This is a genomic window from Kitasatospora papulosa (genome assembly GCF_000717245.1).
Classification (GTDB): Bacteria; Actinomycetota; Actinomycetes; order Streptomycetales; family Streptomycetaceae; genus Streptomyces; species Streptomyces papulosus.
Window position 1 is genome coordinate 488,552 of sequence record NZ_JNYQ01000003.1, and the last position, 24,503, is coordinate 513,054.

The 24,503-nt window shown below is 72.4% G+C and carries 21 protein-coding genes; 7 read left to right on the forward strand and 14 right to left on the reverse strand.

From position 1 onward, the window contains the following. Positions 1 to 71 precede the first annotated feature (71 nt). Both IA22_RS0110625 and IA22_RS0110630 read left to right on the forward strand, forming a co-directional pair. Positions 72 to 1,892, forward strand: coding sequence for a glycoside hydrolase family 2 protein (locus IA22_RS0110625; RefSeq protein WP_015576040.1), 1,821 nt, complete (start codon positions 72 to 74; stop codon positions 1,890 to 1,892). Between the two features lie 222 nt (positions 1,893 to 2,114). Further along, positions 2,115 to 3,503: an MFS transporter gene (locus IA22_RS0110630; protein ID WP_030123451.1), complete on the forward strand. Its 1,389-nt coding sequence runs from the start codon at positions 2,115 to 2,117 to the stop codon at positions 3,501 to 3,503. A 4-nt stretch (positions 3,504 to 3,507) separates the two neighbouring features. Here IA22_RS0110630 and IA22_RS0110635 read toward each other — a convergent pair whose 3' ends face one another. The 12 genes from IA22_RS0110635 to IA22_RS0110690 all read right to left on the reverse strand — a co-directional run bounded on the left by IA22_RS0110635 (position 3,508) and on the right by IA22_RS0110690 (position 14,456). Next, positions 3,508 to 3,876: an STAS domain-containing protein gene (locus IA22_RS0110635; protein WP_234435356.1), complete on the reverse strand. Its 369-nt coding sequence runs from the start codon at positions 3,874 to 3,876 to the stop codon at positions 3,508 to 3,510. A gap of 69 nt (positions 3,877 to 3,945) precedes the next feature. Beyond that, positions 3,946 to 5,622, reverse strand: coding sequence for a fused response regulator/phosphatase (locus IA22_RS0110640; RefSeq protein WP_014157787.1), 1,677 nt, complete (start codon positions 5,620 to 5,622; stop codon positions 3,946 to 3,948). Continuing rightward, positions 5,619 to 7,400, reverse strand: coding sequence for a hybrid sensor histidine kinase/response regulator (locus tag IA22_RS0110645; protein ID WP_030123453.1), 1,782 nt, complete (start codon positions 7,398 to 7,400; stop codon positions 5,619 to 5,621). Before IA22_RS0110645 ends, IA22_RS0110640 begins: the two co-directional genes overlap by 4 nt. Further along, positions 7,397 to 8,602 carry an ATP-binding SpoIIE family protein phosphatase gene (locus IA22_RS0110650; protein WP_030123454.1) on the reverse strand — a complete coding sequence of 402 codons (1,206 nt, stop codon included), beginning with the start codon at positions 8,600 to 8,602 and terminating at the stop codon, positions 7,397 to 7,399. The genes IA22_RS0110645 and IA22_RS0110650 overlap by 4 nt, the downstream gene beginning before the upstream one ends. After that, on the reverse strand, positions 8,590 to 9,015 hold the full coding sequence (locus tag IA22_RS0110655) for an anti-sigma regulatory factor (protein WP_015576046.1): 426 nt from the start codon (positions 9,013 to 9,015) through the stop codon (positions 8,590 to 8,592). The genes IA22_RS0110650 and IA22_RS0110655 overlap by 13 nt, the downstream gene beginning before the upstream one ends. Further along, positions 9,012 to 9,389, reverse strand: coding sequence for an STAS domain-containing protein (locus IA22_RS0110660; RefSeq protein ID WP_014157783.1), 378 nt, complete (start codon positions 9,387 to 9,389; stop codon positions 9,012 to 9,014). The genes IA22_RS0110655 and IA22_RS0110660 overlap by 4 nt, the downstream gene beginning before the upstream one ends. Next, positions 9,386 to 10,231 (reverse strand): STAS domain-containing protein, encoded by an 846-nt coding sequence (locus tag IA22_RS0110665; RefSeq protein WP_015576047.1) that lies wholly within the window; start codon positions 10,229 to 10,231, stop codon positions 9,386 to 9,388. The genes IA22_RS0110660 and IA22_RS0110665 overlap by 4 nt, the downstream gene beginning before the upstream one ends. A gap of 265 nt (positions 10,232 to 10,496) precedes the next feature. Continuing rightward, positions 10,497 to 10,628: a hypothetical protein gene (locus tag IA22_RS37995; protein WP_015576048.1), complete on the reverse strand. Its 132-nt coding sequence runs from the start codon at positions 10,626 to 10,628 to the stop codon at positions 10,497 to 10,499. 222 nt (positions 10,629 to 10,850) lie between these two features. Then, positions 10,851 to 11,330, reverse strand: coding sequence for an NUDIX hydrolase (locus IA22_RS0110675; protein WP_015576049.1), 480 nt, complete (start codon positions 11,328 to 11,330; stop codon positions 10,851 to 10,853). Positions 11,331 to 11,339: 9 nt separating this feature from the next. Further along, positions 11,340 to 12,974 carry an apolipoprotein N-acyltransferase gene (lnt, locus tag IA22_RS0110680; protein ID WP_030123455.1) on the reverse strand — a complete coding sequence of 545 codons (1,635 nt, stop codon included), beginning with the start codon at positions 12,972 to 12,974 and terminating at the stop codon, positions 11,340 to 11,342. Positions 12,975 to 13,030: 56 nt separating this feature from the next. Then, on the reverse strand, positions 13,031 to 13,594 hold the full coding sequence (locus tag IA22_RS0110685) for a hypothetical protein (protein WP_030123456.1): 564 nt from the start codon (positions 13,592 to 13,594) through the stop codon (positions 13,031 to 13,033). Between the two features lie 70 nt (positions 13,595 to 13,664). Further along, entirely contained in the window at positions 13,665 to 14,456 is a 792-nt protein-coding gene (locus IA22_RS0110690; protein WP_030123457.1) for a glutamate racemase, read from the reverse strand. Between the two features lie 58 nt (positions 14,457 to 14,514). Between IA22_RS0110690 and IA22_RS0110695 the strand changes: the two genes are divergently transcribed. After that, positions 14,515 to 15,696: a glycosyltransferase gene (locus IA22_RS0110695; RefSeq protein WP_030123458.1), complete on the forward strand. Its 1,182-nt coding sequence runs from the start codon at positions 14,515 to 14,517 to the stop codon at positions 15,694 to 15,696. A gap of 34 nt (positions 15,697 to 15,730) precedes the next feature. On the opposite strand, the gene IA22_RS0110700 is transcribed toward IA22_RS0110695, so the two are convergent. Further along, positions 15,731 to 17,008 (reverse strand): TerD family protein, encoded by a 1,278-nt coding sequence (locus IA22_RS0110700; protein ID WP_051800359.1) that lies wholly within the window; start codon positions 17,006 to 17,008, stop codon positions 15,731 to 15,733. Positions 17,009 to 17,225: 217 nt separating this feature from the next. On the opposite strand from IA22_RS0110700, the gene IA22_RS0110705 reads away from it, so the two are divergent. The 4 genes from IA22_RS0110705 to IA22_RS0110720 all read left to right on the forward strand — a co-directional run bounded on the left by IA22_RS0110705 (position 17,226) and on the right by IA22_RS0110720 (position 21,975). Continuing rightward, positions 17,226 to 17,717, forward strand: a complete 492-nt coding sequence (locus IA22_RS0110705) for a DUF6643 family protein (RefSeq protein WP_014157775.1) — start codon at positions 17,226 to 17,228, stop codon at positions 17,715 to 17,717. 45 nt (positions 17,718 to 17,762) lie between these two features. Beyond that, a complete protein-coding gene (locus tag IA22_RS0110710) occupies positions 17,763 to 18,587 on the forward strand; it encodes an MOSC domain-containing protein (protein ID WP_030123459.1) in 825 nt (274 codons plus the stop codon). A gap of 135 nt (positions 18,588 to 18,722) precedes the next feature. Further along, complete coding sequence (locus tag IA22_RS0110715) at positions 18,723 to 19,334, forward strand: Rv1733c family protein (RefSeq protein WP_030123460.1); 612 nt, start codon at positions 18,723 to 18,725, stop codon at positions 19,332 to 19,334. A gap of 205 nt (positions 19,335 to 19,539) precedes the next feature. Then, the gene (locus IA22_RS0110720; protein ID WP_030123462.1) at positions 19,540 to 21,975 is read left to right on the forward strand and encodes a right-handed parallel beta-helix repeat-containing protein; all 2,436 of its coding nucleotides are present in this window, start codon (positions 19,540 to 19,542) and stop codon (positions 21,973 to 21,975) included. Here IA22_RS0110720 and IA22_RS0110725 read toward each other — a convergent pair. Then, a complete protein-coding gene (locus IA22_RS0110725) occupies positions 21,945 to 24,368 on the reverse strand; it encodes a hypothetical protein (protein ID WP_030123463.1) in 2,424 nt (807 codons plus the stop codon). The genes IA22_RS0110720 and IA22_RS0110725 overlap by 31 nt on opposite strands. Positions 24,369 to 24,503: the final 135 nt, after the last annotated feature.

The window sequence follows — 24,503 nt, forward strand, 5'->3', positions numbered from 1 at the left end:
CACCTCTTCCCGTCCCTCCGTACCACCCGGGGCCGGCGCCCGCCGCCGCCCTACGACTCACTGGAGCATGTGTGCCCACTCACTCCGTACCCCGCCCGGAGTACCCGCGACCGCAGTTCGTCCGTCGCGACTGGCTCAACGTGAACGGCCTCTGGCAGTTCGAGACCGACCGGGGGGACAGCGGTCTCGAACGCGGTCTCCTCACCCGTGACCTGGACGGGCAGATCCTCGTCCCCTTCCCGCCCGAGTCCGAGCTGTCCGGCGTCGGCGACACCGACTTCCTCGAGGCCGTCTGGTACCGGCGTGTCCTCACCCTGCCGGCCGACTGGGCCGGGCGCCGGGTCCTGCTGCACTTCGGAGCGGTCGACCACGACACGACGGTCTGGGCGGACGGCACCGAGGTGGCGCGCCATCGTGGCGGCTTCACCCCGTTCACCGCCGACCTCGGCGACATCGCGGGCTCCGGGCGGGACGTCGTCGTCACCGTACGGGCCCGTGACACCCGCTCGGGCCCGCAGGCCCGTGGCAAGCAGGCGATCAAGTACGCCAATCACGACTGCAACTACACGCGTGTCACCGGCATCTGGCAGACCGTCTGGCTGGAGCCGGTCCACGAGGCACACCTGAGGCGTCCTCGGATCACCCCGGACCTGGCCGGCTCCGCCTTCCACCTGGAGCTCCCGTTGTCCGGGAACCGTCCGGGCCAGGTGGTGCGCGCGGTACTGAGCGACGACGAGGGAGAGGTGTGCAGGGCCGAGGCGCGCGCCGACCTGGACCTCGCGCCCCGCCTCCACCTCCCCGTCCCGGCGGACAGGAGGCGCGAGTGGGGTCCGGACGACCCGCACCTGTACGACCTGCGGCTCGAACTCGTCGACGAGCGCGGGGAGGTGCTCGACACGGTGGAGAGCTACGCCGGGCTGCGCGCCGTCGGCCTGCGGGGCAAGGCCGTGACCCTCAACGGGCGCCCGGTCTTCCAGCGGCTCGTCCTCGACCAGGGCTGGTACCCCGACGGGCTGATGACCGCGCCCACCGACGAGGCCCTGGTACGCGACATCGAGCTCGCCATGGAAGCCGGCTTCAACGGGGCCAGGCTCCACCAGAAGGTCTTCGAGGAGCGCTTCCTGTACCACGCGGACCGCCTCGGTTACCTGGTCTGGGGCGAGTTCGGCGACTGGGGCTGCGAGACGGGCGGTTCGTCCGGCGACAACCAGCAGCCGGACGCCTCCTACGTCGGCCAGTGGCTGGAAGCCGTGGAACGCGACTACTCGCACCCCTCGATCGTCGGCTGGTGCCCGCTCAACGAGACGTACCAGAAGCTGCACGACCGCATCACCGTGCTCGACGACGTCACACGCGCGATGTTCCTGGCCACCAAGGCCTTCGACGCCACGCGACCCGTTATCGACGCGTCCGGCTACGCCCACCGGGTCGCGGAGACAGACGTCTACGACTCCCACAGCTACGAGCAGGACCCGGAGGCCTTCCGCCGGCAGATGGCCGGCCTGGCCGAGGGCGAGCCCTTCGTCAACAGCTACGAGAACGGGGCGGCCTACTCGCAGCCCTACCGGGGGCAGCCGTACTTCGTGAGCGAGTTCGGCGGGATCTGGTGGGACCCCGAGGCCGCCGCCCAGTCCGGTGAGGACCGGACCCTGTCGTGGGGGTACGGCGAGCGGGTGCGGAACGAGGACGAGTTCCACGAACGCTTCACCGGTCTCACCGGGGTGCTGCTCCAGGACCCCGCCATGTTCGGCTACTGCTACACGCAGCTGACGGACGTCTTCCAGGAGCAGAACGGCGTCTACCGCTTCGACCGCGGCACCAAGCTCGACGTGGAACGCATCCGGGCCGCCCAGACGCGCCCGGCGGCGATCGAGGAGCGGGACGGCCGCTGACGCGGACCTGACGACGGCCGCCCCGGGCCCGCCGGGGCGGCCGTCGGACCCGCCGGACGGCCTCGTGCGGGTCCCGTCCCGAACACGGCCCCGCCTCCATGGTGGACAGGCGCACTCCCGCACCCGGAACTGTGGTGTCCCGCCACATACGCCACCGACCTGCCCCTTCCTACGGTATGGCGACACGGAAACGTCCCCGCCAACTGTCCGGAAGTGGTATCCATGGCCGCCCCAGCAACCGCTCCCCCACCCCCGTCCAACCTTCGCCGCATCGTCGCCGCGAGCCTCGTCGGGACCACGGTGGAGTGGTACGACTTCTTCCTCTACGGCTCCGCTGCCGCGCTGGTGTTCAACAAGCTGTTCTTCCCCGGGTCCGACCCGCTCGTCGGCACCCTTCTCTCCTTCCTCACCTATGCCGTGGGATTCGCCGCACGCCCCATCGGGGCCCTGGTGTTCGGGCATTACGGTGACCGGCTCGGGCGCAAGAAGCTACTGGTGCTCAGCCTGTTGATGATGGGAGGCGCGACCTTCGCCATCGGGCTCCTGCCGACGCACGCCACGATCGGTTCGGCGGCGCCCGTGCTGCTCACCGTCCTTCGCCTGGTGCAGGGGTTCGCCCTCGGTGGCGAGTGGGGCGGCGCCGTGCTGCTCGTGTCGGAGCACGGGGACGCGCAACGGCGCGGGTTCTGGGCGTCGTGGCCGCAGACCGGGGCGCCCGCGGGGCAGTTGCTCGCGACCGCCGTGCTCTCCGCCCTCACCGCGCTCCTGTCCGAGTCCGCCTTCGAGTCCTGGGGCTGGCGGATCCCCTTCCTCCTCTCCGGTGTGCTCGTGATCCTCGGACTGTGGATTCGTCTCTCCGTCGACGAGTCGCCTGTCTTCAAGGCGGCACTGGCCCAGGCCGAACAGCGCAAGGCGGCCGCCGCGCCGGCCGAGAGGATGCCCCTGGTCGCCGTCCTGCGGCATCACTGGCGGGATGTCCTGATCGCCATGGGCGCCCGGATGGCCGAGAACATCAGCTACTACGTGATCACCGCGTTCATCCTCGTGTACGCGACGACCTCCGCGGAGCTGAGCAAGCAGACCGCCCTGAACGCCGTACTCGTCGCGTCCGCCGTGCACTTCGCCGTGATCCCGCTGTGGGGGGCGCTGTCCGACCGGGTGGGGCGCAGGCCCGTCTATCTGGTCGGTGCCATCGGTGTGGCCCTGTGGATGTTCCCGTTCTTCGCGCTGATCGACAGCAGGAGCTTCGGAAGCCTGCTGCTCGCCGTCACCGTGGGACTGGTCTTCCACGGTGCCATGTACGCACCGCAGGCGGCCTTCTTCGCGGAGATGTTCGCGACCAGGATGCGCTACTCGGGAGCCTCGATCGGCGCCCAGTTCTCGTCGGTCGCCGCAGGGGCCCCGGCACCGCTCATCGCCACCGCGCTCCTCGCCGACTTCGGCAGTTCGACTCCGATCTCGCTGTACGTCATCGCCGCCTCGCTGCTCACCGTGCTGGCGATCGTCTGCGCGAAGGAGACCAGGAACCGCGACCTCACGGAGATCGAGCCGGACTCCGGCCGGGCACCGGCGGACGCCACGACGCTCCCCGCCGACGCCCGGAGCGTCTGACCCCTCATTCGCGGGCGGGCCGGGATCCGTCTCCCGGCCCGCCGACGGGGCCCTCCCCGGCGGTAAGCACCCTGTCGACCCCGGTGAGTTCGAGGAGATGGCCGAGTTCCCTGGACACGCCCACGAGCAGGACCGACGTACTCGCCGTCCGGGCCCTGCGGTGGGCGAGGAGGAGCTCCGTGAGTCCCACCGAGTCGCAGAACGAGAGCTGGGACATGTCGAGGACGAGCGGTGACTCCGCGCGCAGGGGGATCTCCTCGACGGTCCTGCGGAAACGGGCGGCGGTGAGGTGGTCGAGCACTCCCTCGAGCCGCAGGACGACCGCGCCGGAAGGACTGTGGTCGGCGGTGACTACCAGCGCGCGGTCAGGCACCGTCAGCACCCCCCGAGCACGGGTTGGACGGCCCGGTCACGGCGGGCGCGGGCCGGAGTGCGCCGGACGTCACAGGAGCCGGGCCGCCAGCAGCGCGATGTCATCCGTCTTTCCCTTTCCGAAGGTGTCGAGCAGTACGTCGCACAGCTCCCCCAGTTCCTGGGGCGCGCCTCGGAGCGTGTCGCTCAGCGCGTCCATGCTGTCGTCGAGGTCCTCCCCCGGCACCTCGATCAGCCCGTCGGTGAGCAGCAGGATCGTGGAGCCCTCCGCCACGTCATGGGGCGTCGCGGGCGGATGCGGCAGTTGCAGGCCGAGCAGCGGGCCGTGCTCCGTCAGATAGCGCGTGGAACCGTCGGTGCGTCTCAGCAGCGGTGGTATGTGGCCCGCGTTGGCGACGTGGATCCGCCGGCCGCCGGTCTCCACCAGGACGAGGCAGACGGTGACGGTGATGGAGGGGCGCAGCCGCACCAGCAGGGCGTCCAGGCGGTCCAGCAGGGTCCGGGGATCGTGCCCCTCGATGGCGTAGGCGCGTAGCGCGTGGCGTACCTCGCCCATGACCATGGCGGCCTGGAGGGAATGCCCGGCCACGTCACCGATGGCGAGCAGCAGGCCGTCGGGGGTCTGGATGGCCTCGTAGAAGTCGCCGCCGATCTCGGCGTGATCGGCGGCCGGCTCGTACCGCACCGCCATGTCCACGCCGGGCACCTGGGGAAGCCTGTCCGGCAGGAACGTGCGCTGCAGGGTCAGCACGAGGGCGTGCTCCTCGCTCTGGCTGCGCAGAGCCTCCAGGGCCAGCGCGCACGCCTGCGCCAGCTGGGACAGGAGTTCGCCGTCGTCGACCCCCGCGAGGGTCGTGGCGTCCACCGCGAGTGCCACGGGCGGGCGTCCCTGCTTCGTACGGGCGAGGACCAGCCCGACCCGCCCGGGGAACACGTCGGCCCCGCCGGACGGGTCCCCTGGGACGAGGCTCTTCCACTGCTCACCGGACAGAAGCACCATGTCCGTCCCGATGCCGTCCCCGAGAGCCGTCTCGCAGAGCAGGTCCAGGACACGCAGGTCCGCCTGCCGGACGGACGCCGCGGGCTGCTCCGGGACCACCAGGGGCTCCGTGGGGCCGGACAGGCCCGGCGGGGCAGCGGCAGCAGCGGCGAGCAGGAGTGTGCGGTTGTCGGGGCTCAGGGAGATCGCGACGGCGGGCGAGGCCATCAGAGCGGCCGCCCCCGCGGCGGCAGCGGCGGTGAAGGCCTCACCGTCCCGCGCGCCGTACACGGCGAGGGTGCTGCTGTTCAGCGCGGCCACGCGCCGCGCGAGCCGCTCGGCACGCCGCCGGGCCCGGGCGTAGCGCAGTGCGGCCGTGACGGTGGCCAGCAGTTCGTCGGGCGCGATGGGCTCGGTCAGATAGGCGTCGGCTCCACGGTGCAGGCCCTGGGCGCGGTCGCTCACCTCGACGGCCGACGCCGAGACGTGGATGACGGGCAGGGAGGCGGTGCGCGGGTCCGCCTTGATCTGCTCGCACACCTCGAACCCGCTCATGTCCGGCAGACGTACGTCCACGACGGCCAGTTCCGGCAGGTCCGCGTCGGAGGCACCGGCCAGTAGGGCCAGGCCCTCGGCCCCGTCGGCCGCCTCCACCACCGTGTGCCCGGCGCGTCGCAGCCAGCTGCCCACGATGTAACGCTTCGTGTCGTTGTCGTCGAGCACCATGACCGTCGCGACGGCGCTGTCCAGGTGCGCGTGGGTACTCACTGACCGCCGTCCTCTCCGGCTGTGCGGGGGCTGTGCGCGTCTCCGAAGGCGGAGACGAGTTGCGCGAGGGTGAGCGTGGACTTGTCGAGGACGGCTCGCGCGTGGGCCAGTCTGTCCTTGTCCAGCGCCTCGGTGGGGGCCGAGGTGACGACCACGACCGGTGTGCCGCGCAGCTCGGGGTCGTCGGCGAGTCCGGCCAGGACCGTGTAGCCGTCCATGTCCGGCATGTGTAGATCGAGGAGGACCGCGTCCGGCCGTTCGGCGCGCACGGTGGAGATCGCCAGGCCGCCTTCTCCGACCTCCACCACCCGGCCGGCCAGCTGTGCCAGGACGGGACGGACGGTGCCGCGGAACGTCTCGTCGTCGTCCACGGTGACCAGCAGCGCGAGAGCCGGGCGATGCCCGGTGTGGCCGGCGCCCGCGTCGGCGGGGGCCTGTCCGGCGGGCAGCCTGACGGTGACCCGGGTCCCCTGACCCGGGCCGCTCGTGAGTACCAGGCTTCCGCCGAGGAGCTCCGTGAGCCGCCGGGCGTAGGGCAGACCGAGGCCGGTTCCGGAACGCCCGCGCTGGTGCGGGCCGCGCACCTGGTAGAACTCCTCGAAGATCTGCTGCTGCTCCTCCTCGGGGATGCCGATTCCCGTGTCCGTCACCGTGAAGACCACGTGGTCGCCCCCGGGTCCGTCCTCGGCCTCGACCTCCAGGCTCACGGTGCCGTGCTCGGTGAACTTGAGCGCGTTGGACAGGAGGTTGCGCAGGATGCGGGTGAGCATCACCTCGTCGGTGACGAGCGGGAGGCCGGATGTGGCGACCGACAGCTCCACCTCGCCCCGCGCGCCGTATCCCTTGAGCGTTCCGCGCAGCTGGCCGAGTACGGCCCGCAGGTCGACCTGCGCCATGTGCGGTTCGAGGCGGCCCGATTCGGCCTTGGCGACGTCCAAAAGTTCGTCGACGAGCGCGAGCAGCGTGGCTCCGGAGGCGGAGATCAGGGAGACCTGTCTGCGCTGTTCCTCGTCGAGCCCGTCGGAGCCGGCGTCGTTCAGGAGCCGGGCGAGGCCCACCACGGAGTTGACCGGCGTCCGCAGTTCATGGCTGACGTTCGCCCAGAACCGGGTCTTGGCCTCGCTGGCCTCCCTCAGCTGGCGCGACTTCTCGTCCAGTTCCGCGTAGAGGGCGACGACCCCTCTGTTGGTCTCCTCCAACTCCTCGGACAGCTCGGAGTAGAGGGCTACCACTCCCCGGTTGGTCTCCTCCAGCTCCTCGTTGAGACGGCGGAGCTCCTCCTTCTGCTCCCGCGACTCCTCGAGCGCGGCGATCAGATCGCTGGTCTGGGCGCGGGCGTCCTCGAGGACGCCGCCGCCGTTGCGCTCGACGAGGAGGTCCCGTGCCCTGCGCACGCTCTCGGCGGTCTGCGCGCCCGCCGTGAGCTGCTGCTCGATCAGCAGCGTCCGGCCACCGTCCTCGTGGTGCACCTGGACCAGGCGGGAGGCGGCCCGCAGCGACTCGGCGCCGGGGCCGGGGCCGTCCCCCCAGTGGAGCGCCGCGCGCAGCACGGGCTGTGCGCCCTGTTCCGCGCTCAGGGCGACCCTCAGTTCGGACGAGCCGAGCAGATCACGGCCCAGCTCGCTCAGGGCGGTCGCCAGGCGTATCTGGTCCTGTCCCTCCGCGCCCAGGGCCTCGGCGGCCGCCTTGCCGCTGCGGCGGAGGGCGAAGACGTCCTGCTCCGTGGTGATGCGGATCGTGACGAGGTGGAGGGTGCCGTCGGCCGCGGTCGAAGTCACCAGCTTCCTTTCAGTACGGCGACGCCTGCGTCGTCCCTGCGTATGCCCGCCTCCCGGAGCAGCTGCGCCGCGGCCACCAGCGGGGTGTGCGACAGGAAGCCGGGCAGGGCGGCCGGCTGCCAGCGTTCGGTGAGCCCGTCGGAATGCATGACCACGCCGCCGTGGCGCGGGAGCTCCTGACGCACGGTACGGAGCGTCGGAAGCTGGTGGCCCACGATCCCGGGCGACGAGAGGAGGGCACGCCTCTCGTCCGTGTCCGCGTCCACGACGAAGGTGCTCACGTTGCCCACGCCGCAGAAGTGGACGCTCCTCGTCAGCGATTCGACGCGCACCACGGCGACCGCTCCCCCACGGCTTCCGCGGAGTGCCTTGTGCATGTCGGTGAGCACGCCTTCGGGGGTCTGCGACCGGCTGTCGCGGAACGCCGCCACCGCCGTCTGGGAGGCACGGTGCGCGAGAGGACCGTGGCCGAGTCCGTCACAGAACATCATGAGCAGGGCGGGCCCCTCGGTCCTGTCCGTCCGCTCCTGCACGGCCTTCGCCGGCCGTGCCCGGTCCGGCTCAGGCCGGAAACCGGTCAGCGCGGCCCATCCGAGCGGTTCCGCCGGGGATTCGCGTCCCGTCACCCGCCGCTCGGCAGGTGGCGTCGGTATGTGCTCGCGGTCGCCGACGGCGCGCGCGGCCCAGGCGTCCCCGCAGACGGACTCCCCCGTGAGGGGCCGGGTGAGTCCGGCGACGACGGGCTCACCCACGGCGGCGGAACGGCCCGCGGCGTCCTTCGTCCAGAAGCGGGCGGACATGGCCGTGCCCTTTCCGGGCAGTGAGTGCACGTCAAAGGTGTCGGCGAGGCGGACGATCGCGCCCAAGCCGATACCCAGCGTGCCCGCCGAGGACGAGCCGTCCACCAGGCACCCGGCGACATCGGCCATACCGGGCCCCTCGTCCGTCGTGACGAATTCGAGCCCGGCGTCGTGCTCCGTGCGCACGACCCGGAGCAGCAGCGCTCCGTCGACGGCGTGCTTGCGCAGATTGGAGGCGGCCTCGCTCACCGCGAGCGCGACCTCGGCGCAACGCACTTCGTCGAACCCGAGGCGCCGGGCGAGCGCCGCAGCGGCTCCCCTCGTCGACGCGGGGAGCGAGTCGTCGTCACGGAACCAGGCGATGTCCTCGGATTCCAGCAGGGGCAGGTTCAGCGGGCCCATTTGGTCACCGCAACCTGCGTGCCCCGGCCGACCTCGGTGTCGAGGGTGAAGTCGTCCACCAGCCTCCGGGCTCCGCTGAGGCCCAGGCCGAGGCCGCCGCCCGACGTCCATCCGTCGGTCAGGGCGAGGTCCAGGTCCGGGATGCCGGGGCCGGAGTCCTCGAAGACGGCCGTGACACCCACCCGGCTGTCCCGGCGGACGAGTCCGGTGCGCATGACGCCGCCGCCTCCGTACACCAGGGTGTTGCGCGCGAGTTCGCTCGCGGCGGTGACCAGTTTGGTCTGGTCGACGAGGGAGAGCTTGCACCGCTGGGCAAGGGTGCGCACCAGCTGGCGGGCTCGGACCACGTCGTCGTTCGACTCGATGGTGATCGTCTCGTGGTCTGCGTCGGGGACGGGCCGGGGCCCGCTCACGGCTTCGCCGGGGGGCGACTGTCGGGCCGGGCCAGCATGTCGAGCCCCTTCTCCAGGGTGAGAGCCGTACGGACGCCGCCGAGCGAGAGGCCCAGCTCGACGAGGGTGATGGCGACGGCGGGCCGCATGCCCACCACGACGGTCTCGGCATCCAGCATGCGCGAGATGGCGGCCGTCGTCGCCAGCATGCGGCCGACGAACGAGTCGACGATCTCCACCGCGGTGATGTCGATGACGACGCCGGACGCACCGGTCGCCACGATGCGCGCCGCGAGGTCGTCCTGCAGGTCCAGGACGGTCTGGTCCTCCAGGTCGACCTGGATGGACACCAGCAGGACGTCGCCGATCTTCAGCACGGGGACTCGCTCGGTCACGCTGCGCCTCCGGCCCGGCCGAGGTCGACGCTGTTGCGTCGCAGGGCGTGCTTGAGCGCGTCGGCGAGCGTGGCCTTGGTGACGATGTCGCCGAACTGGATGCCGAGCGCCACGATCGTCTGGGCGATCTGCGGGCGGATACCCGAGATGGTGCACTCAGCACCCATCAGCCGCGCGGCGACGACCGTCTTGAGCAGATGCTGGGCGACCTCGGTGTCGACGGCGGGGACACCGGTGATGTCGATGATCGCCTGGTCGGAACCGGTGTCCACAAGGGTCTGGAGAAGCTTCTCCATGACGACCTGGGTGCGCGCCGAGTCGAGGGTGCCCACCAGAGGGACGGCGACGACGCCCTCCCACAGCTTCACCACCGGGGTGGACAACTCCATCAGCTGCTCGGACTGGGCGCTGATGATCTCCTCGCGGGTCTTCGCGTACACCTCGAGCGTGTACAGCCCGAGCGCGTCCATGAGGCGGCTCAGCCGGAGGTAGGCCTGGATGTCCTCGGCCGACGTCTCGGTCGTGGGTTCGAGGATCTCCTTGCCTGCGAGCACGCTGACCGCGGTCTCGGTGGGCGAGAAGCCCTGGCGTGCGCGGTTCCGCGACAGCTCGCCGAGGAGGGCGCGGACTTCTGCGTACGAGTCGCCCTGCCAGTCGAATCCCCCCGTCCGGAGGCCGTCCACCAGCGCGGAGTACAGCTCCCGCAGCTCACGGTCCAGCTCCGCGACGGAGATCCGCCCCCGCAGCGTGGCCGAGACGTTCTCCAGCCAAGCGGCGCCCAGCGACTCCCGCTGCTGCGTCAGCAGCTCCACCAGGCGGGTCGATATCTCTTGCTCTGCCACCGAAGTGACCCCTTCTCTCATGCCCGTCATCACCGTTCCTGCGCAGCGTATGCCATCGCAACGACGCCCCGGACGGCTTCGCACCCGCCACGACGGCGACCATCATCACACTCGTTCCGCCCGGCCCCGAGCGGCAGCCGGGGAGCGCACGACCCGGCCCTGCGGCTCGCGTCGGACCTGCCGCCACCAGGCCTTTCGCGGGCTGTGGCAGAAGAGGAGCACGGCACCAGGAGACGGGAACGGCGGGCGCGGTGAGCGCGCTCCCTCACATCTCCTCCAGCGCGAACCCGGCGCAGAGCAGGACGAGGCCGAGGAGGAGTACGAGCACGACAGGCAGCATGAACACCCGGTGCCCCTTCACAGATACTTCACGCCTGCTCGCGGGGGGATTTTCCACCCTGGGAACCGCGCGTGACCTGATGGGGGCGGTCCGGGGGACCGCCCCGCCCGTGATTCTCCCGAGCGGGCAGGTTTACGGAGGCGCTCACGGGTGAGACGGTCCCGAGGTCGCCCAGGACACGTCAGTTCCTGAACTCCGGACGGGCACCACGGGAAGCGGTCGTTCCAGGCACCTGGGGAGGTCGCCTGAACGCCACTTCCCGCGCCCCGGCCCCGCGTGTCAGGCGTCCGGCGTGCGCGCGAACCAGGTAGGGCCGTCGGTGAGGGACTGCTTGATACGGAACAGCGAGAACTCGCTCAGCGGCGGCAGGGCGTCGACGTCGAACCACGCGACTTCCAGCGACTCGTCGTCGTTCACCCGGGCCTCGCCCCCGACCGCACGGCAGCGGAAGGTGATGTCGACGTACTGGCAGCGGTCCCCGTTGGCGTACTGCACCGGCTTCAGCGCCTGGGTGAGCACGACCCGCTCCGCGACACAGCGCACCGCCGTCTCCTCGTACACCTCGCGCTCCGCTGTCAGCGCGGGTTCCTCGCCGGGCTCCCCGATGCCACCGATGACCGACCACTTGCCGGTGTCCGACCGGCGGCCGAGCAGGACCCTGCCCGCGTCGTCGAAGACGACCGCGGTCACCCCCGGCAGCAGGAGCAGCTGGTGGCCGGCGGTGGCGCGGATGTCGCGGATGAAGTCTGGAGTGCCCATGCGAGGAGCCTACGTCCCGGCCGGAACGTCCTCCGGTGCGGCCGCCGCCGCACCCTTCCGCCCGTTCCGGGCACGCACCGACCGGGCGGTGGCCCAGCCGAGCCCGCTCAGGGCGAGCAGCGCCAGGACGCCTTCCGGCAGGGCCCCCATCCTGGTGGCGGGCGTGAGCGAGGACCGCAGGGGCACCTCGTCGACCAGCGCGTCCGGGGTGAACATCTTCGTCTTCTCCACGATCGTGCCGTCCGGCCTGATCACCGCGCTGACGCCGCTGGTGACGGGCACGACGACGGACCGCCCGTGCTCGACCGCCCGCACCTGGCTCATGGCCAGCTGCTGGTAGGTCATCTCGCTCCGTCCGAAGGTGGCGTTGTTGCTCGGCACGGCGATCAGCTGTCCGCCGTTCTTGACGGTGTCGCGCACGGCGTCGTCGAAGGCGGCCTCGTAGCAGGTCACGAGCCCGACCTTCGTGCCCGCGAGGTCGAACACACCGACCGTGCGGCCCCGGCCGAAGTCCCTCTGCACGCGGTCGACGTCCTTGCTGAAGACGCGTGCCACGGACCGCATTGGCATGTACTCGCCGAACGGCTGGATGTGCCGCTTGTCGTAGGTGTCCACGGGGCCGTTCTTCGGGTCCCACTCGATCAGTGTGTTGCGCAGCGGCCCGGTGTCGGGGGTGAGGACGGCGCCGATGACGGTGGGGGCGCCGATGGCCCGCACGGCCCGGTCGATGGCCTCGCGTGCGTCGGCGTTGCGGTACGGGTCGAGGTCCGAGGAGTTCTCCGGCCAGAGGACGAAGTCGGGCTGGGGCACCTTCCCCGCCTTCACGTCGCGGGCGAGCTGCTCGGTCCGGTTCGCGTGATTGTCCAGGACGGCCCGGCGCTGGGAGTTGAAGTCGAGTCCCAGGCGCGGCACGTTGCCCTGGACGGCGGCGACCGTGGCCGTGCCGTCCTCGGGCGAGTCGTCCACGAGCGGAAGGGCCGCCAGGGCCGTGGCGACCGGCGCGGCCACGGTGACGACGGCGGCGACGACGGCGGAGCGCGGCACGGTGCCCGCGGCACGGTGCCGGCGGACCTGCCGGACGGCCTCCAGGAGCCCGAAGCCGCACAGCACGACGGCGAACGAGAGCAGCGGGGTGCCGCCGAGTGCGGCGAGCGGGAGGAACGCGCTGTCGGCCTGGCCGAAGGCGATCTTGCCCCAGGGGAAGCCGCCGAAGGGAACGCGGGCGCGCACCGCCTCGTCGAGGGTCCAGACGGCAGCGGCCCAGACCGGCCAGTACGGCAGCCGGGAGACCGCGGCGACACCGACGCAGCCGACGGCGACGAACACCGCTTCGGCGAGTGCGAGCGCGAGCCAGGGGACGGGGCCGACCTCCTCCCCCGTCCAGTGGAGCAGCGGGAGCATGAAGCCGAGGCCCGCGAGGAGGCCGAGGCCCAGCGCCGCGCGCAGCTTGCGTGCCGAGAGGACCCAGCCCAGCAGGGCGAAGCCCGGCAGCACCAGCCACCACAGGGGCCGGGGCGGGAAGCTCGCGTAGAGCAGGGCGCCGGACAGCACGGCTGCGGCCGGCCTGGCGAGCCTCGGCCACAGCGTGCTGCTGCGGGGCGCGGGGACGGGCGGCGGTTCGACGGTGGTGATGGTGGCGCTCACCTGCCGGAGTCTACGGTGGGCCGCTGAGGGCCCGGCAGCCGCTCCGGCCCGCCGTCTCAGGGCGCCGGGGTCTTCCCGGTGGCCGTGAGGTGCAGGCGGTCGCGGATGAAACGCACGGCTGCCTCGGCGTCGTCGACGGTGACGGTGAAGGTCATGCCGTCCCCCAGCCGGAGCACCAGCGCCTCCCCGCGGCGCACGACGACGGCCGTGCCCTGTTCGGGCCGCCAGCGGTAGCCCCAGCCGCCCCACTGGCGCGGGGTGACCGTGGGGGCGAACTCCGCGCCCACCACATGGGTGAGCAGGATCCGGCGCCTGGGGAGCCCGGCGTGACCGCAGCGCACCTCGAGGGCGTCCCCGTCGACCTTGACGGCCACGTGCACGAAGGCGAGGGTCCCGAAGAGGATCAGGAGTCCGGCGGCGACACAGCCGATGACGGACATGAGCAGGGGGGCGAATCCGCCGCCCCAGGCCGAGTCGACGGCCAGTTCGATGCCGAGTGCCAGGAACGCCGCCCCCACGGCCGCGAGCAGCCACTGGAAGCGGTTGGTGGCCCGTCCCGTCCACACCGTGCTCGGGACCTGGCTCGAACCGTGCCGCGCGTTACGGGGGTGGTCCGTCATGCCCAGCAGCGTACCCACGTTCCGCGACCCGGGGAGGGGACGCGCGACCCGGCGAGGGGGCCTCACACGGTCAGACAGCGGGGCTGACGGCCTTGAGCAGCAGCCCCTCGGCGTAGGCCAGAGCGGGTACGGGGAGCTCGGCGGCGTGCCCCGCGAGGAGGACCGTGAGGGCGCCGGTCGGTTCGGCCGACGGGGCGGGAGCCGCTCCGACACGGCGCAGCGCCTGCGCGGCGACCGCGTCGGCGGAACCGTGCAGGACGAGCGGCGCCCGGCCCGGCCGGTCCCGCTCGACCGCGGCGCGGATGCGTTCGGCGACGAGTTCGTAGTGGGTGCAGCCGAGGACGACGTCCGTGACGTCCGGCGGCGTGAGGGCGGCGGCGGCCGCCACCGCACGGTCGATCCCCTGCTCGTCGGCGTGCTCGACGGCGTCGGCGAGACCCGGGCAGGGCACTTCGGTCACGTCCACGGCCCGGGCGAAGTCGTTGATCAGCCCGCGCTGGTAGGGGCTTCCCGTGGTCGCCGGCGTCGCCCAGATCGCGAAGGGGCCGCCGCCCGCGGCGGCAGGCTTGATCGCCGGCACCGTGCCGATGACGGGGAGGCCGGGCTCCAGTTCGGCCCGCAGGGTGGGCAGCGCGTGGACGGAGGCGGTGTTGCACGCGACGATCAGGGCGTCCGGGCGGTGGGCGGCGGCCGCCTGTGCCACGGCGAGGGCACGCCGGGTCACGTCCTCGGGGGTACGCGGCCCCCAGGGCATCGAGCCGGGGTCCGAGGACAGCACCAGATCGGCGTCCGGCCGCAGTCGGCGTACCGCGGCCGCTGCCGCGAGCAGGCCGATTCCCGAGTCCATGAGTGCGATCTTCACCCGGTCACCATAGTCGACAGCCCTTGCGGGGCCGCCGGTGTGGGGCACACTTCGACGGATGAGCGCCGTTGCCTGGATCGCCGTGGGTTCGCTGGTCGTGTGGGTGTGGCTGTTGCTGGGCCAGGGGTTCTTCTGGCGGACGGACCAGCGGCTCCCACGGCGCGGGGACCCGGAGCGCTGGCCCTCGGTGACCGTGGTCGTCCCCGCGCGGGACGAGGCGGAGGTGCTGCCGGTGAGCCTGCCGTCGCTGCTCGCCCAGGACTATCCCGGGCACGCGGAGATCATCCTGGTCGACGACTGCAGCGGCGACGGCACGGGTGAGCTCGCACGTGCGCTGTCCGCGCGGTGCGGGGGGCTGCCGCTGACGGTGGTGGCACCCGGTGAGCCGGAGCCCGGGTGGACGGGGAAGCTCTGGGCGCTGCGGCACGGGATGGCGCTGGCCCGGCAGGGGGAACCCGAGTTCCTGCTGCTGACGGACGCCGACATCGCCCACGAGCCGGACAGCCTGCGGGAACTCGTCGCCGCGGCCGGGACCGAGGGTGAGGACGGCTTCGACCTGGTCTCGCAGATGGCGAGGCTGCGGGTGACGAGCGTCTGGGAGCGGCTGGTGGTTCCCGCCTTCGTCTACTTCTTCGCCCAGCTCTACCCGTTCCGGCGGGTGAACGGGAAGAGGTCGCGGACCGCGGCGGCGGCGGGCGGCTGCGTCCTGCTGCGTACACGGGCCGCCGAGCGGGCGCGTGTCCCGGAGTCCATCCGTCAGGCGGTGATCGACGACGTCTCGCTGGCGCGCGCGGTCCGGCGCAGCGGCGGCCGGATCTGGCTGGGGCTCGCCGACCGGGTCGACAGTGTGCGGCCCTCTCCGCGACTGGCCGACCTGTGGCGCATGGTCGCGCGGAGTGCGTACGCGCAGCTGCGGCACAGCCCGTGGTTGCTGGCCGGCACGGTCCTGGGGCTGGGTCTGGTCTACGTCGCGCCGCCCGTCACGCTGGTCGCCGGGCTGCTGACGGGCGAGCCGGTGGCGGCGACGGCGGGCGGGGCGGCGTGGGCGGTGATGGCGGGCACCTACCTGCCCATGCTCGGGTACTACCGGCAGTCGTCGTGGCTGGCACCGCTGCTGCCCTTCACCGCCGTCCTCTACCTCCTGATGACGGTGGATTCCGCGGTGCGGCACCACCGGGGGCGGGGCGCGGCCTGGAAGGGGCGTACGTACGCCCGTCCCGAGGCCGCACCGGAGTCCTGAGCCCGGCCGCCGGCGGGGTGGCCGGGCTCGGCGGTCATTTGCGCCCGGGGGTCCAGTTCATGCCCCAGCCGTAGGCCGCGTCGATGGTCCGCTGGGGGCTCACCCCTCGCTGGGGGACGAGGTAGCGGGCCTCGCGCTGCACGGTGAGGTCCCGCCCGTCACTGGTGATCAGCGCGAGCGCGCACACGGTGGACGGGACGGTGCATTCGTCGAGGGAGAAGTCGATCGCCGCGCCGTTCTGCGGCTGCAGGGTGACCGTGGCGTGGAGATCGGCGAAGCTCCGGGCGCCCTCGTAGATGGTGACGAAGATCAGGACCCGGCGGAGCTGGTCCTTGTGGTCGAGGTTGACCGTGAGGTTCTCGCCGGTGGAGACCGCACCGGTGCGGTCGTCGCCGTCGAGGTGGATGTAGGGAGGCTGCCGGAGGGACCCGAAGGCGTTTCCGAGCGCCTGGACGACGCCCTTGCGTCCGTCGGTGAGTTCGTACAGTGCGCAGAGGTCGAGATCCAGGTCCGCGTGCACGGCGACCGCCCTGCCGAGCTTCGCGCCCCAGCCCTTGAACTGCTTGCGCACCTCCCAGTTGAGGTTGACGCGCAGCGCTCCCGACGTGCCGCCCTGTTTCGACAGCGACACCGAGGGGGCGTCCTTCGTCAGCGTGACCTTGGTCAGTCTCACGGCCTGCACGACCGGGGGCGCGGGCGGAGGTGCGGGGGCGGTCCGCGCCGCGGCCGGGGGCGCGGGCGGCTGGGGAGCCCTCCGGGGCGGAGGCGACTGCTGGGGCTCGTCGACGGAGATCCCGAAGTCCGTCGCGAGACCTTCGAGTCCGGTGTCGTACCCCTGCCCCACGGCCCTGAACTTCCAGGCTCCCTGGCGCAGGTAGAGCTCGCCGAGGATGAAGGCGGTCTCGACGGTGGCGTCGGCGGTGTCGAAGCGTGCGATCTCCGAGCCGTTCACCTGGTCCACGATCCTCACGTGGAGCCCGGTCACGCGCCCGAAGGTGCCGCCGTCCGCCGAGGCCGCGATCACGACGCGGTCGATCGCCGGCTCGATCCGGGCGAAGTCGACCGTGAGGCTGTCCGTGACGGCTCCCCCGGCCGTCCGTTTGCCCTCGTGTCGCACCGCGCCGGATCCGTGGACCGGCTGGTTGTAGAAGACGAAGTCCGCGTCGCTGCGCACCTTTCCCGACACCAGGAGGAGCGCCGAGGCGTCCACGTCGGGTGTTCCGGGTGAGGTGTGCCAGCCCAGCTCGACCCGCACGGCCCGAGCCGGCACCCCGACATTGGTTCCCTTTTGCATGGTCATGCTCGCCCCCATCACGAGTCCGGCTGCCCGGAGAGTCTTCCGCCAACCTAGTGCCCGGCCCACCGGTGAGCCCACAGTCCGGCCGTCGGGGCCCCGGCGCGGAAACACCTGCCGTCCGCAGAAGCGCTGACGATGTTTTGGCTGGTCAGATGATCAGAACCAGCATAAATCGGATGAGCCCAAGATTGGGACTCCCCAACCGGCACATCGTGGGCTTAACTTAGGTGTCATGACCTCCCCCCGCTCCACCTACGGCAGCGGCTACTACGCCACGCCGTCGTTCCCCGACACCCCGATCTACGACTCCCTGGTAGCCGAGCGGGGGACCCCTCAGATCGCACCGATCCGGGTCCCGGCCGCCTACGACACCGGGAACAGCTACCTGCCGGCCCTGCCGTCGTCGCTCCCCGCCCTGCCCGCGGCACCTTCGCAGCAGACCGGGTCCTACGGCTATCCGCAGCAGTCGGCGCAGCCGCAGTACCAGAGCGCCGGGATGCAGCAGTCGCCGATGATGCAGCCCGCGCAGCTGCAGCACGCCCCGGCGCCGTACATCCCGCAGCAGCCGTCGGCGCCCCGCGGTTACCAGCAGCCGCAGCAGCCCCAGCGGCCCGGCACGGGGTACGAGGCGATGCGCCCCGCGTCGCCCCGGCCGGCCCCCGCTCCCGCGCAGTCGCCGTACGAGGACCCGTACAACCGGCCGTACCAGAGCCGGGGGTACTGACGGGCCACGCCCGGCACGTCCGGTGACGGCTGGCAGGATGGAGGCATGGTCTCCCCCGCACTCGGCGCCGTGTTCGTTCATCCGGTCAAGTCGCTGGCCGCGGTTGCGGCGGACGAGGCCGCGGTCGAGCCGTGGGGACTCGACGGCGACCGCCGCTGGATGCTGATCGACGCCGAGAACAGGGTGGTCACCCAGCGTCAGCAGCCCCGCATGGCACAGCTGTCCGCCGAGGTGCTGCCCGGTGGCGGAGTGGCTCTGTCCGCGCCCGGGAGCCCGTCACTGGTGGTGGAGGTGCCCGGCTCCGACCGCTCCGTCGTCGCGGAGCTGCACCGGAGCAAGGTCGAGGTGACCGTGGCCGCGGAGGCCGCACACGCCTGGTTCGGCGCGCGCCTCGGTGCGGAGGTCCGGCTCGTCCATCTCGACGCGCCGTCGCACCGCAGGCCCGTCGATCCGGAGTTCGGCCGGCCCGGCGAGACGGTCTCGCTCGCCGACGGCTATCCGCTGCTCCTCACCACGAGTGCCTCGCTGGACGCGTTGAACGCATGGGTGGCCCTGGGGGATCTTCCCGGGGAGGGACCGCTGCCGATGGACCGGTTCCGGCCGAACGTGGTCGTGGACGGCACGGCACCCTGGGCCGAGGACGGCTGGAAGCGGATCGCGATCGGGGAGGTCGTCTTCCGGGTCGTGAAGCCGTGCGGTCGGTGCGTCGTCACGACCACCGACCAGCGGACGGCCGCGCGGGGCCGGGAACCGCTGCGCACACTCGCCCGCCACCGCAGGGACGGCAAGCACCTCCTCTTCGGCCAGAACATGATCCCGGAGAGCACGGGGGCGGTCCGGGTCGGGGACCCGGTGCGCGTGCTCGGCTGACCGCCGGGACCGCCCGACGGGAGAACTCGGGCGGATGCGGGGGGTGTTACGGCGTGAGGTTGCTCTCTCTTCGCCGTCCGAGGAGGCATTCGCGGCCCTGTCGGGTTATCACGGAGGGAAAGGGGGTGCAGGACGGTGCGAGCGGTTCTGGGAATCCGGCGGTGGCGGCGCAATCCTGTGTGCCGGCCCACCGACCGTCACGAGGCCTGGGTGGCGCTGACCGCGCTGCTGCTGATGCTGATCGCGGCACCGGTGCTCGGCTGGAAGGCCGGTGCGCTCACGGACGACTCCCTCCGGCGGACCGTGCGGGCGCAGCACGAGCAACGCCGTCTCACCCCGGCCGTCGTGGTCCGCGCGGCCTCCGGCACGTCCCGCTTCGCCCAGGACCCCGAGGCCGCCGTCACCGAGGACTCCATGCGGCGGTCGGTGGTCGCCGACTGGGTCGCCCCGGACGGTACGGCACGCAGGGGCACCGTGTCGACGGCGTCCACGAAGACGGCTCCCGGCACCCCGATCGACGTCTGGACGGACGACCGGGGAGACCTGGTGATGCGCCCCATGGACATCTCCGCCGCCCACACCCACGCGGTGCTCGCGGGCATCGGCGCGGCACTGCTGGCGGGCGGTCTGACGGAATCGGTCCGCAGGCTCGTCGTATGGCGGATGAGACAACGGCGGTACGCCCGGCTCGACCGCGCATGGGCCGAAGTCGGCCCCGACTGGGGCAGAACGGGTACGGGCAGCTGACATCCGGGGCGCAGGTTCCCTCTCGCACGGCTGAGTAGGGCTTTTCGGCGGCCGACCCGTCAACCCGGACCCGTCACGCGCGCTACGGTGGACCGGCCCGCCCGACTCCTCGGCAGGCGGGCGGGAGGGCTGCCGGTGGACCGGCGGCTCACGCGGACAGGTTCGAGGCAGCGCACACGGCACGAGGTGGGGGCACAGCAGCACCATGGCACAGGGCACGGTCCAGGTGACGCACACCGGCACATCGCGATGGCGGCGCCGCACGGGCGAATACGCTTCCCTCACCGCCGCCCTGGAGGCCGCAGCGGACGGTGACGTCCTCACCGTCGCCCCCGGCACCTACAGGGAGAATCTCGTCGTCCACCGCGCGGTGACGCTGCGCGGACCGGAGGGGTCAGCCGGGTCCGTACGGATCGCCCCGGCCGACGGCGTCCCGCTGACCGTCCGCGCCTCCGCCGTGATCCAGGACCTGCACGTGGAGGGCCAGGACTCCGCCGCTCCCGCGCTGCTCGTCGAGGAGGGCGCTCCCGAGCTGTCGGACCTGCGCATCGTGACGAGGTCGGCCGCCGGCATGGAGGTGCGGGGTGCGGCGCGGCCGACCGTCCGCCGTTGCACGGTGGACAACCCGGCGGGTGTGGGCATCGCCGTACTCGACGGCGCCGGCGGGGTGTTCGAGGAGTGCGAGATCGTCTCCGCCGGACAGTCCGGCGTCGCGGTGCGCGACGGCGCCCACCCGAGGCTCGAACGCTGCCGCGTGCACCACGCCTCGGGGGCGGGACTGAGCGTGACCGGGGAGGGCAGCGGCCTGGAGGCCGTGGGCTGCGAGGTGTACGAGATCAAGGGCAGCGGTGTACAGGTCACCTCCCGCGGCACCGCGCACCTCACGGACTGCAGCGTGCACCGCACGTCCGCCGACGGGGTCACCCTGGACACCGACGCGGTCGTCACTCTGGCGGACTGCGACATCCACGACATTCCGGAGAACGCGGTCGACCTGCGCTCCCGTTCGGTCCTCACCCTGACCCGATCCACCGTCCGCAGATTCGGTCGCAACGGCCTCTCGGTCTGGGACCCGGGCACCCGTGTCGACGCCAACCAGTGCGAGATCCACGACAGCACGGGCGACTATCCGGCGGTGTGGGTCAGCGACGGGGCCACGGTGATACTGGACTCGTGCCGTGTCCACGACGTGCCCGACGCCCTCTTCGTCCTCGACCGGGGTTCCCGTGCGGATGTCGTGGACAGCGACCTGTCCCAGATCCGCAACACCGCGGTCTCGGTCAGCGACGGGGCCACCGCCCAGCTCGACGACTGCCGGATCCGGGAGGCGTCCACGGGTGCCTGGTTCCGTGACCACGGCAGCGGCGGCACGCTGAACAACTGCACCATCGACGCGGCGCAGACCGGGGTCATCGTGACCAAGGGCGCGGACCCGACCATCGAGCGATGCACGGTCACCTCGCCCGCGGAGGCCGGGTTCTACGTCTCCGCCGAGGGCCGGGGAACCTTCGACAGCTGCCGGGTCACGGGAAGCGAGGGCTACGGCTTCCATGTGATGGACGGCTGCCGGTCCACGCTGACCCGCTGCCGGACGGAACGCTGCGCACGCGGCGGTTACGAGTTCCCGGACACCTCGGGCGGCGACGGACACGCGGTGGGCCCCGTGGCACAGGAGTGCACCAGCGACGAGAGCGGGCTGCGCGGCGCCACTCCCCCGGCCCCTGCGGTCCTCACCGCGACCCAGACCACACCCGGGCTGCTGGGCACGATGCCCGGCCAACGGGCCGCCGAGCCCGCCGACGTCGCCCCCTCGCCCACCGCCGAACCCGCGCGCGACGCCGCGGCCGTGCTGGGTGAACTGGACGCGCTGGTGGGCCTGGACAGCGTCAAGCGCGAGGTGCGGGCACTGACCGACATGATCGAGGTGGGCCGTCGCCGCCGGCTGGCCGGCCTGAAGGCGGCATCGGTGCGCCGGCACCTGGTCTTCACCGGCTCCCCCGGCACGGGCAAGACCACGGTGGCCCGGCTCTACGGCGAGATCCTGGCCTCGCTCGGTGTCCTGGAGCACGGCCATCTCGTGGAGGTGTCGCGTGTCGATCTGGTCGGCGAGCACATCGGCTCCACGGCCATCCGGACCCAGGAGGCGTTCGACCGGGCGCGCGGCGGGGTCCTGTTCGTCGACGAGGCGTACGCCCTGTCCCCCGAGGACTCCGGCCGCGACTTCGGCCGGGAGGCCATCGACACGCTGGTGAAGCTGATGGAGGACCACCGCGACGCCGTCGTGGTGATCGTCGCCGGGTACACGCACGAGATGGAGCGCTTCCTCACCGTCAACCCCGGTGTGGCGTCGCGTTTCTCGCGGACCATCACCTTCAGCGACTACGAGCCCGAGGAGCTGCTGCGCATCGTCGGGCAGCAGAGCGACGAGCACGAGTACAGCCTGGCGGAGGGGACGGGTGAAGCGTTGCTGAAGTACTTCACGGCGCTGCCCAAGGGCCCCGCCTTCGGTAACGGCAGAACGGCGCGTCAGACATTCGAGTCGATGGTGGAGCGGCACGCGGGACGGGTCGCCCAGCTCAGCGAGCCGAGCACGGACGACCTGACCATGCTCTACCCGGAGGACCTCCCGGCGCTGCCCTGAGCGACGCCGCCCCGGCCCTCGGCGTCCCCGCCCGCCTGCTGGGGCACGACGGGCCCGAGCCGTTCCAGGAGCGCGGCGCGCTCGACGGCGAAGACCGGGTCGGCCTGGTAGTCCGAATGCCCGAGGACCGGCTCCGGCAGCGGGTGTTCGACCGTACGTCCGTAGACCAGCGGGTCCTTGAGCGGGCCGCGGTCCACCTCGTGGCCGCCGGGCCCCTCGTCGATCAGGACGGGGCCGCCGATGGGGTCGGTCGCGCGCCAGAGGTTGCGCCAGCAGTGCACGGACCTCTGGAGTCCTTCGAGGGGGACCCGGCCGAAGTAGGCCGGGAACCACCGCCCGTAGAGCCGCTCGATCGGGGAACCGTAGGTGAGCAGCGCGACCCGGCGCCGCGCCGGGTCGGGGAGCTGCCACACCGCCGCCGCGGCGAGCACGCTGCCCTGGGAGTGTCCGGAGATGACCAGCCTGCCGCGGGTGCTGCCCGTCCACGCGCACATGCGGGAGGAGAGGTCCGGGACGGCCCGCTCGGCGTAGCAGGGCGGCGCGAAGGGGTGTGCGGCGCGCGGCCAGAACGTCCCCACGTCCCAGAGGATGCCGATGGTGCGGCGTGCGGAGACGTCACGGTAGGCACGGCGGCCCCAGGTGACGAACAGTATGACCCCGAATCCGGTCAGCCAGGATCCGGTCGACTGAGCGGTCTCGGCGAGCGATTCGACGACGGGCGCGGTGCCGTCCGCGGCGAGACCGGGGACCTCGCCGGTGAGCCAGGAGCCGGCCACCGCCCCGATGCCGAGCAGCAGGGTGGCGGCGGAGAGCAGCCCGAGGATCCCGGGGGCGGCGTCGGTGAGTGCGGCGGTGGCACGGGTGCGGGCGATCTGCCGGGTGCGTCCGGGCTGCGGGTGCTCCTCGCCGTACTCCGCCTCGATCGCGGGTCCCGTCCGGCGGGCCCGGCGCACGGTGCGGACCGCCAGCCAGAGGACCGGCGGGACCAGGAGCAGCAGGAGGACCGGGATGACGGAGGCCTGCCAGCTGAGGAGGACGGGCGGTCCCTCTATGTCGGCTCCCGCACCCATGCCGGGGGTTCCGGGGCCGTCGAGCCAGTCGGCCACCCGCTGGGCGATCCCGCCGGTCATCACGCCCCCGAGGGCGCAGGCCAGCATGGCAACCGCGGGGCCGCCGAGGCCGCCCAGGGTGGTGCGTGCCTCCGGGGCGCGCCGGTACAGGCTCAGGGCCACCGCGGCGAGCACGACGACGAGCAGACCCTGGCCGAGGGCGAGTGCCCGGAAAGCGGTCTCGCCGGGAAGGGCGCCCGTGGACACCCAGTCGGGACGTGACCAGCCCGCGTGGACGACCGCGCAGAGCAGCAGGGCGAGTGCGGCGCCGGGCAGGAAGGTGGTGACAGCCCGGTCGACCCGGTTGTCGAGACGTCGCTCGCTGCGGCCGCGGTGGCAGACGACGGTGACGGTGAGGAGTCCGCACAGGACCAGGCCCGCCTCGACCAGGTGTCCGGCCACCGCCGGTACGGGGCTCCCGGCGGCCCTGTCGTGCCGGGCCGCCGTGGTGCCGACCGCCGCCGCGACCGTGAGGAATCCGGCCGCGGTGTGCGCGGCGCGCAGCCGGGCCACGAGCCTGCGTCCGTACCAGAACCCGGGCCTGCCGAGAGCCGGTCGGACCCGCGGGGCACCGGTCGGGGCGGCCGCCTCGGTGTCCTCGTCCGCGCCGGCTTCCGCGTCCGTCTCCGTGCCGGCCGGTTCCTCCCAGGTGAGGGGGCGCTGGGACTCGTAGGCGCTCCAGGTGCGGTTGGACAGGTACCAGAGCAGGCCCACCAGCGCGGTGGGCACGAGCGCGGCGACGGCCAGGCGGCGTCCGGGCTGGGCGAACCAGCCGTCCTGCCGGGCGGACAGGAAGCCGAGCCAGGAACGCTGCGTCGAGCACGCGGGCGTCCCGGCGCACTGCCAGGCCACCAGGTCGAGGGCGACCTCGCAGGCGGCCGCCGTCAGCAGCACGGTGAGGCTGAGGGCGACGAGCCGTACCAGGACCCCGTAGAGCCGGACCGTCCGGACGTGCCCCCGGGTGGAGGGCCTCATCCAGTGCGCGAGGTTGACCACCATGAAGGGGAGCAGGAGCAGCCACAGGGCCCGCGAGCCGTTGCCCGAGGTGAGGTTGGACCAGCAGTAGGCCTCGGCGACGGGCCCGTCCCGGTGGCGTCCGGGGTGCTGTTCGGCTCCGACGTCCTCGGTGCGGCGGTACACGGCGGCCGTGGCGTCACCGGTGATCCTGGTGGTACGCGGGTCGCCGAGCATCTCCTGCGGGGTGGTTCCGCCGACACCGTGGACGAGCAGTTCCAGTGTGGGGCCGCTGCTCTGGGCGGCCTCGGCCCGGGATGCGGGAGGCAATGTGGGTGACTCGCTCTCTGCTCCGTCCGGCTCTCGGCCGGTGGGAAGGGCGGACGGGGTCTGAACTGATGCGCAGTCACCACTTTCGCGGACGGGAGGGGCTCGCCGCACCGGCTCTCACCGAATCTCCCCAGT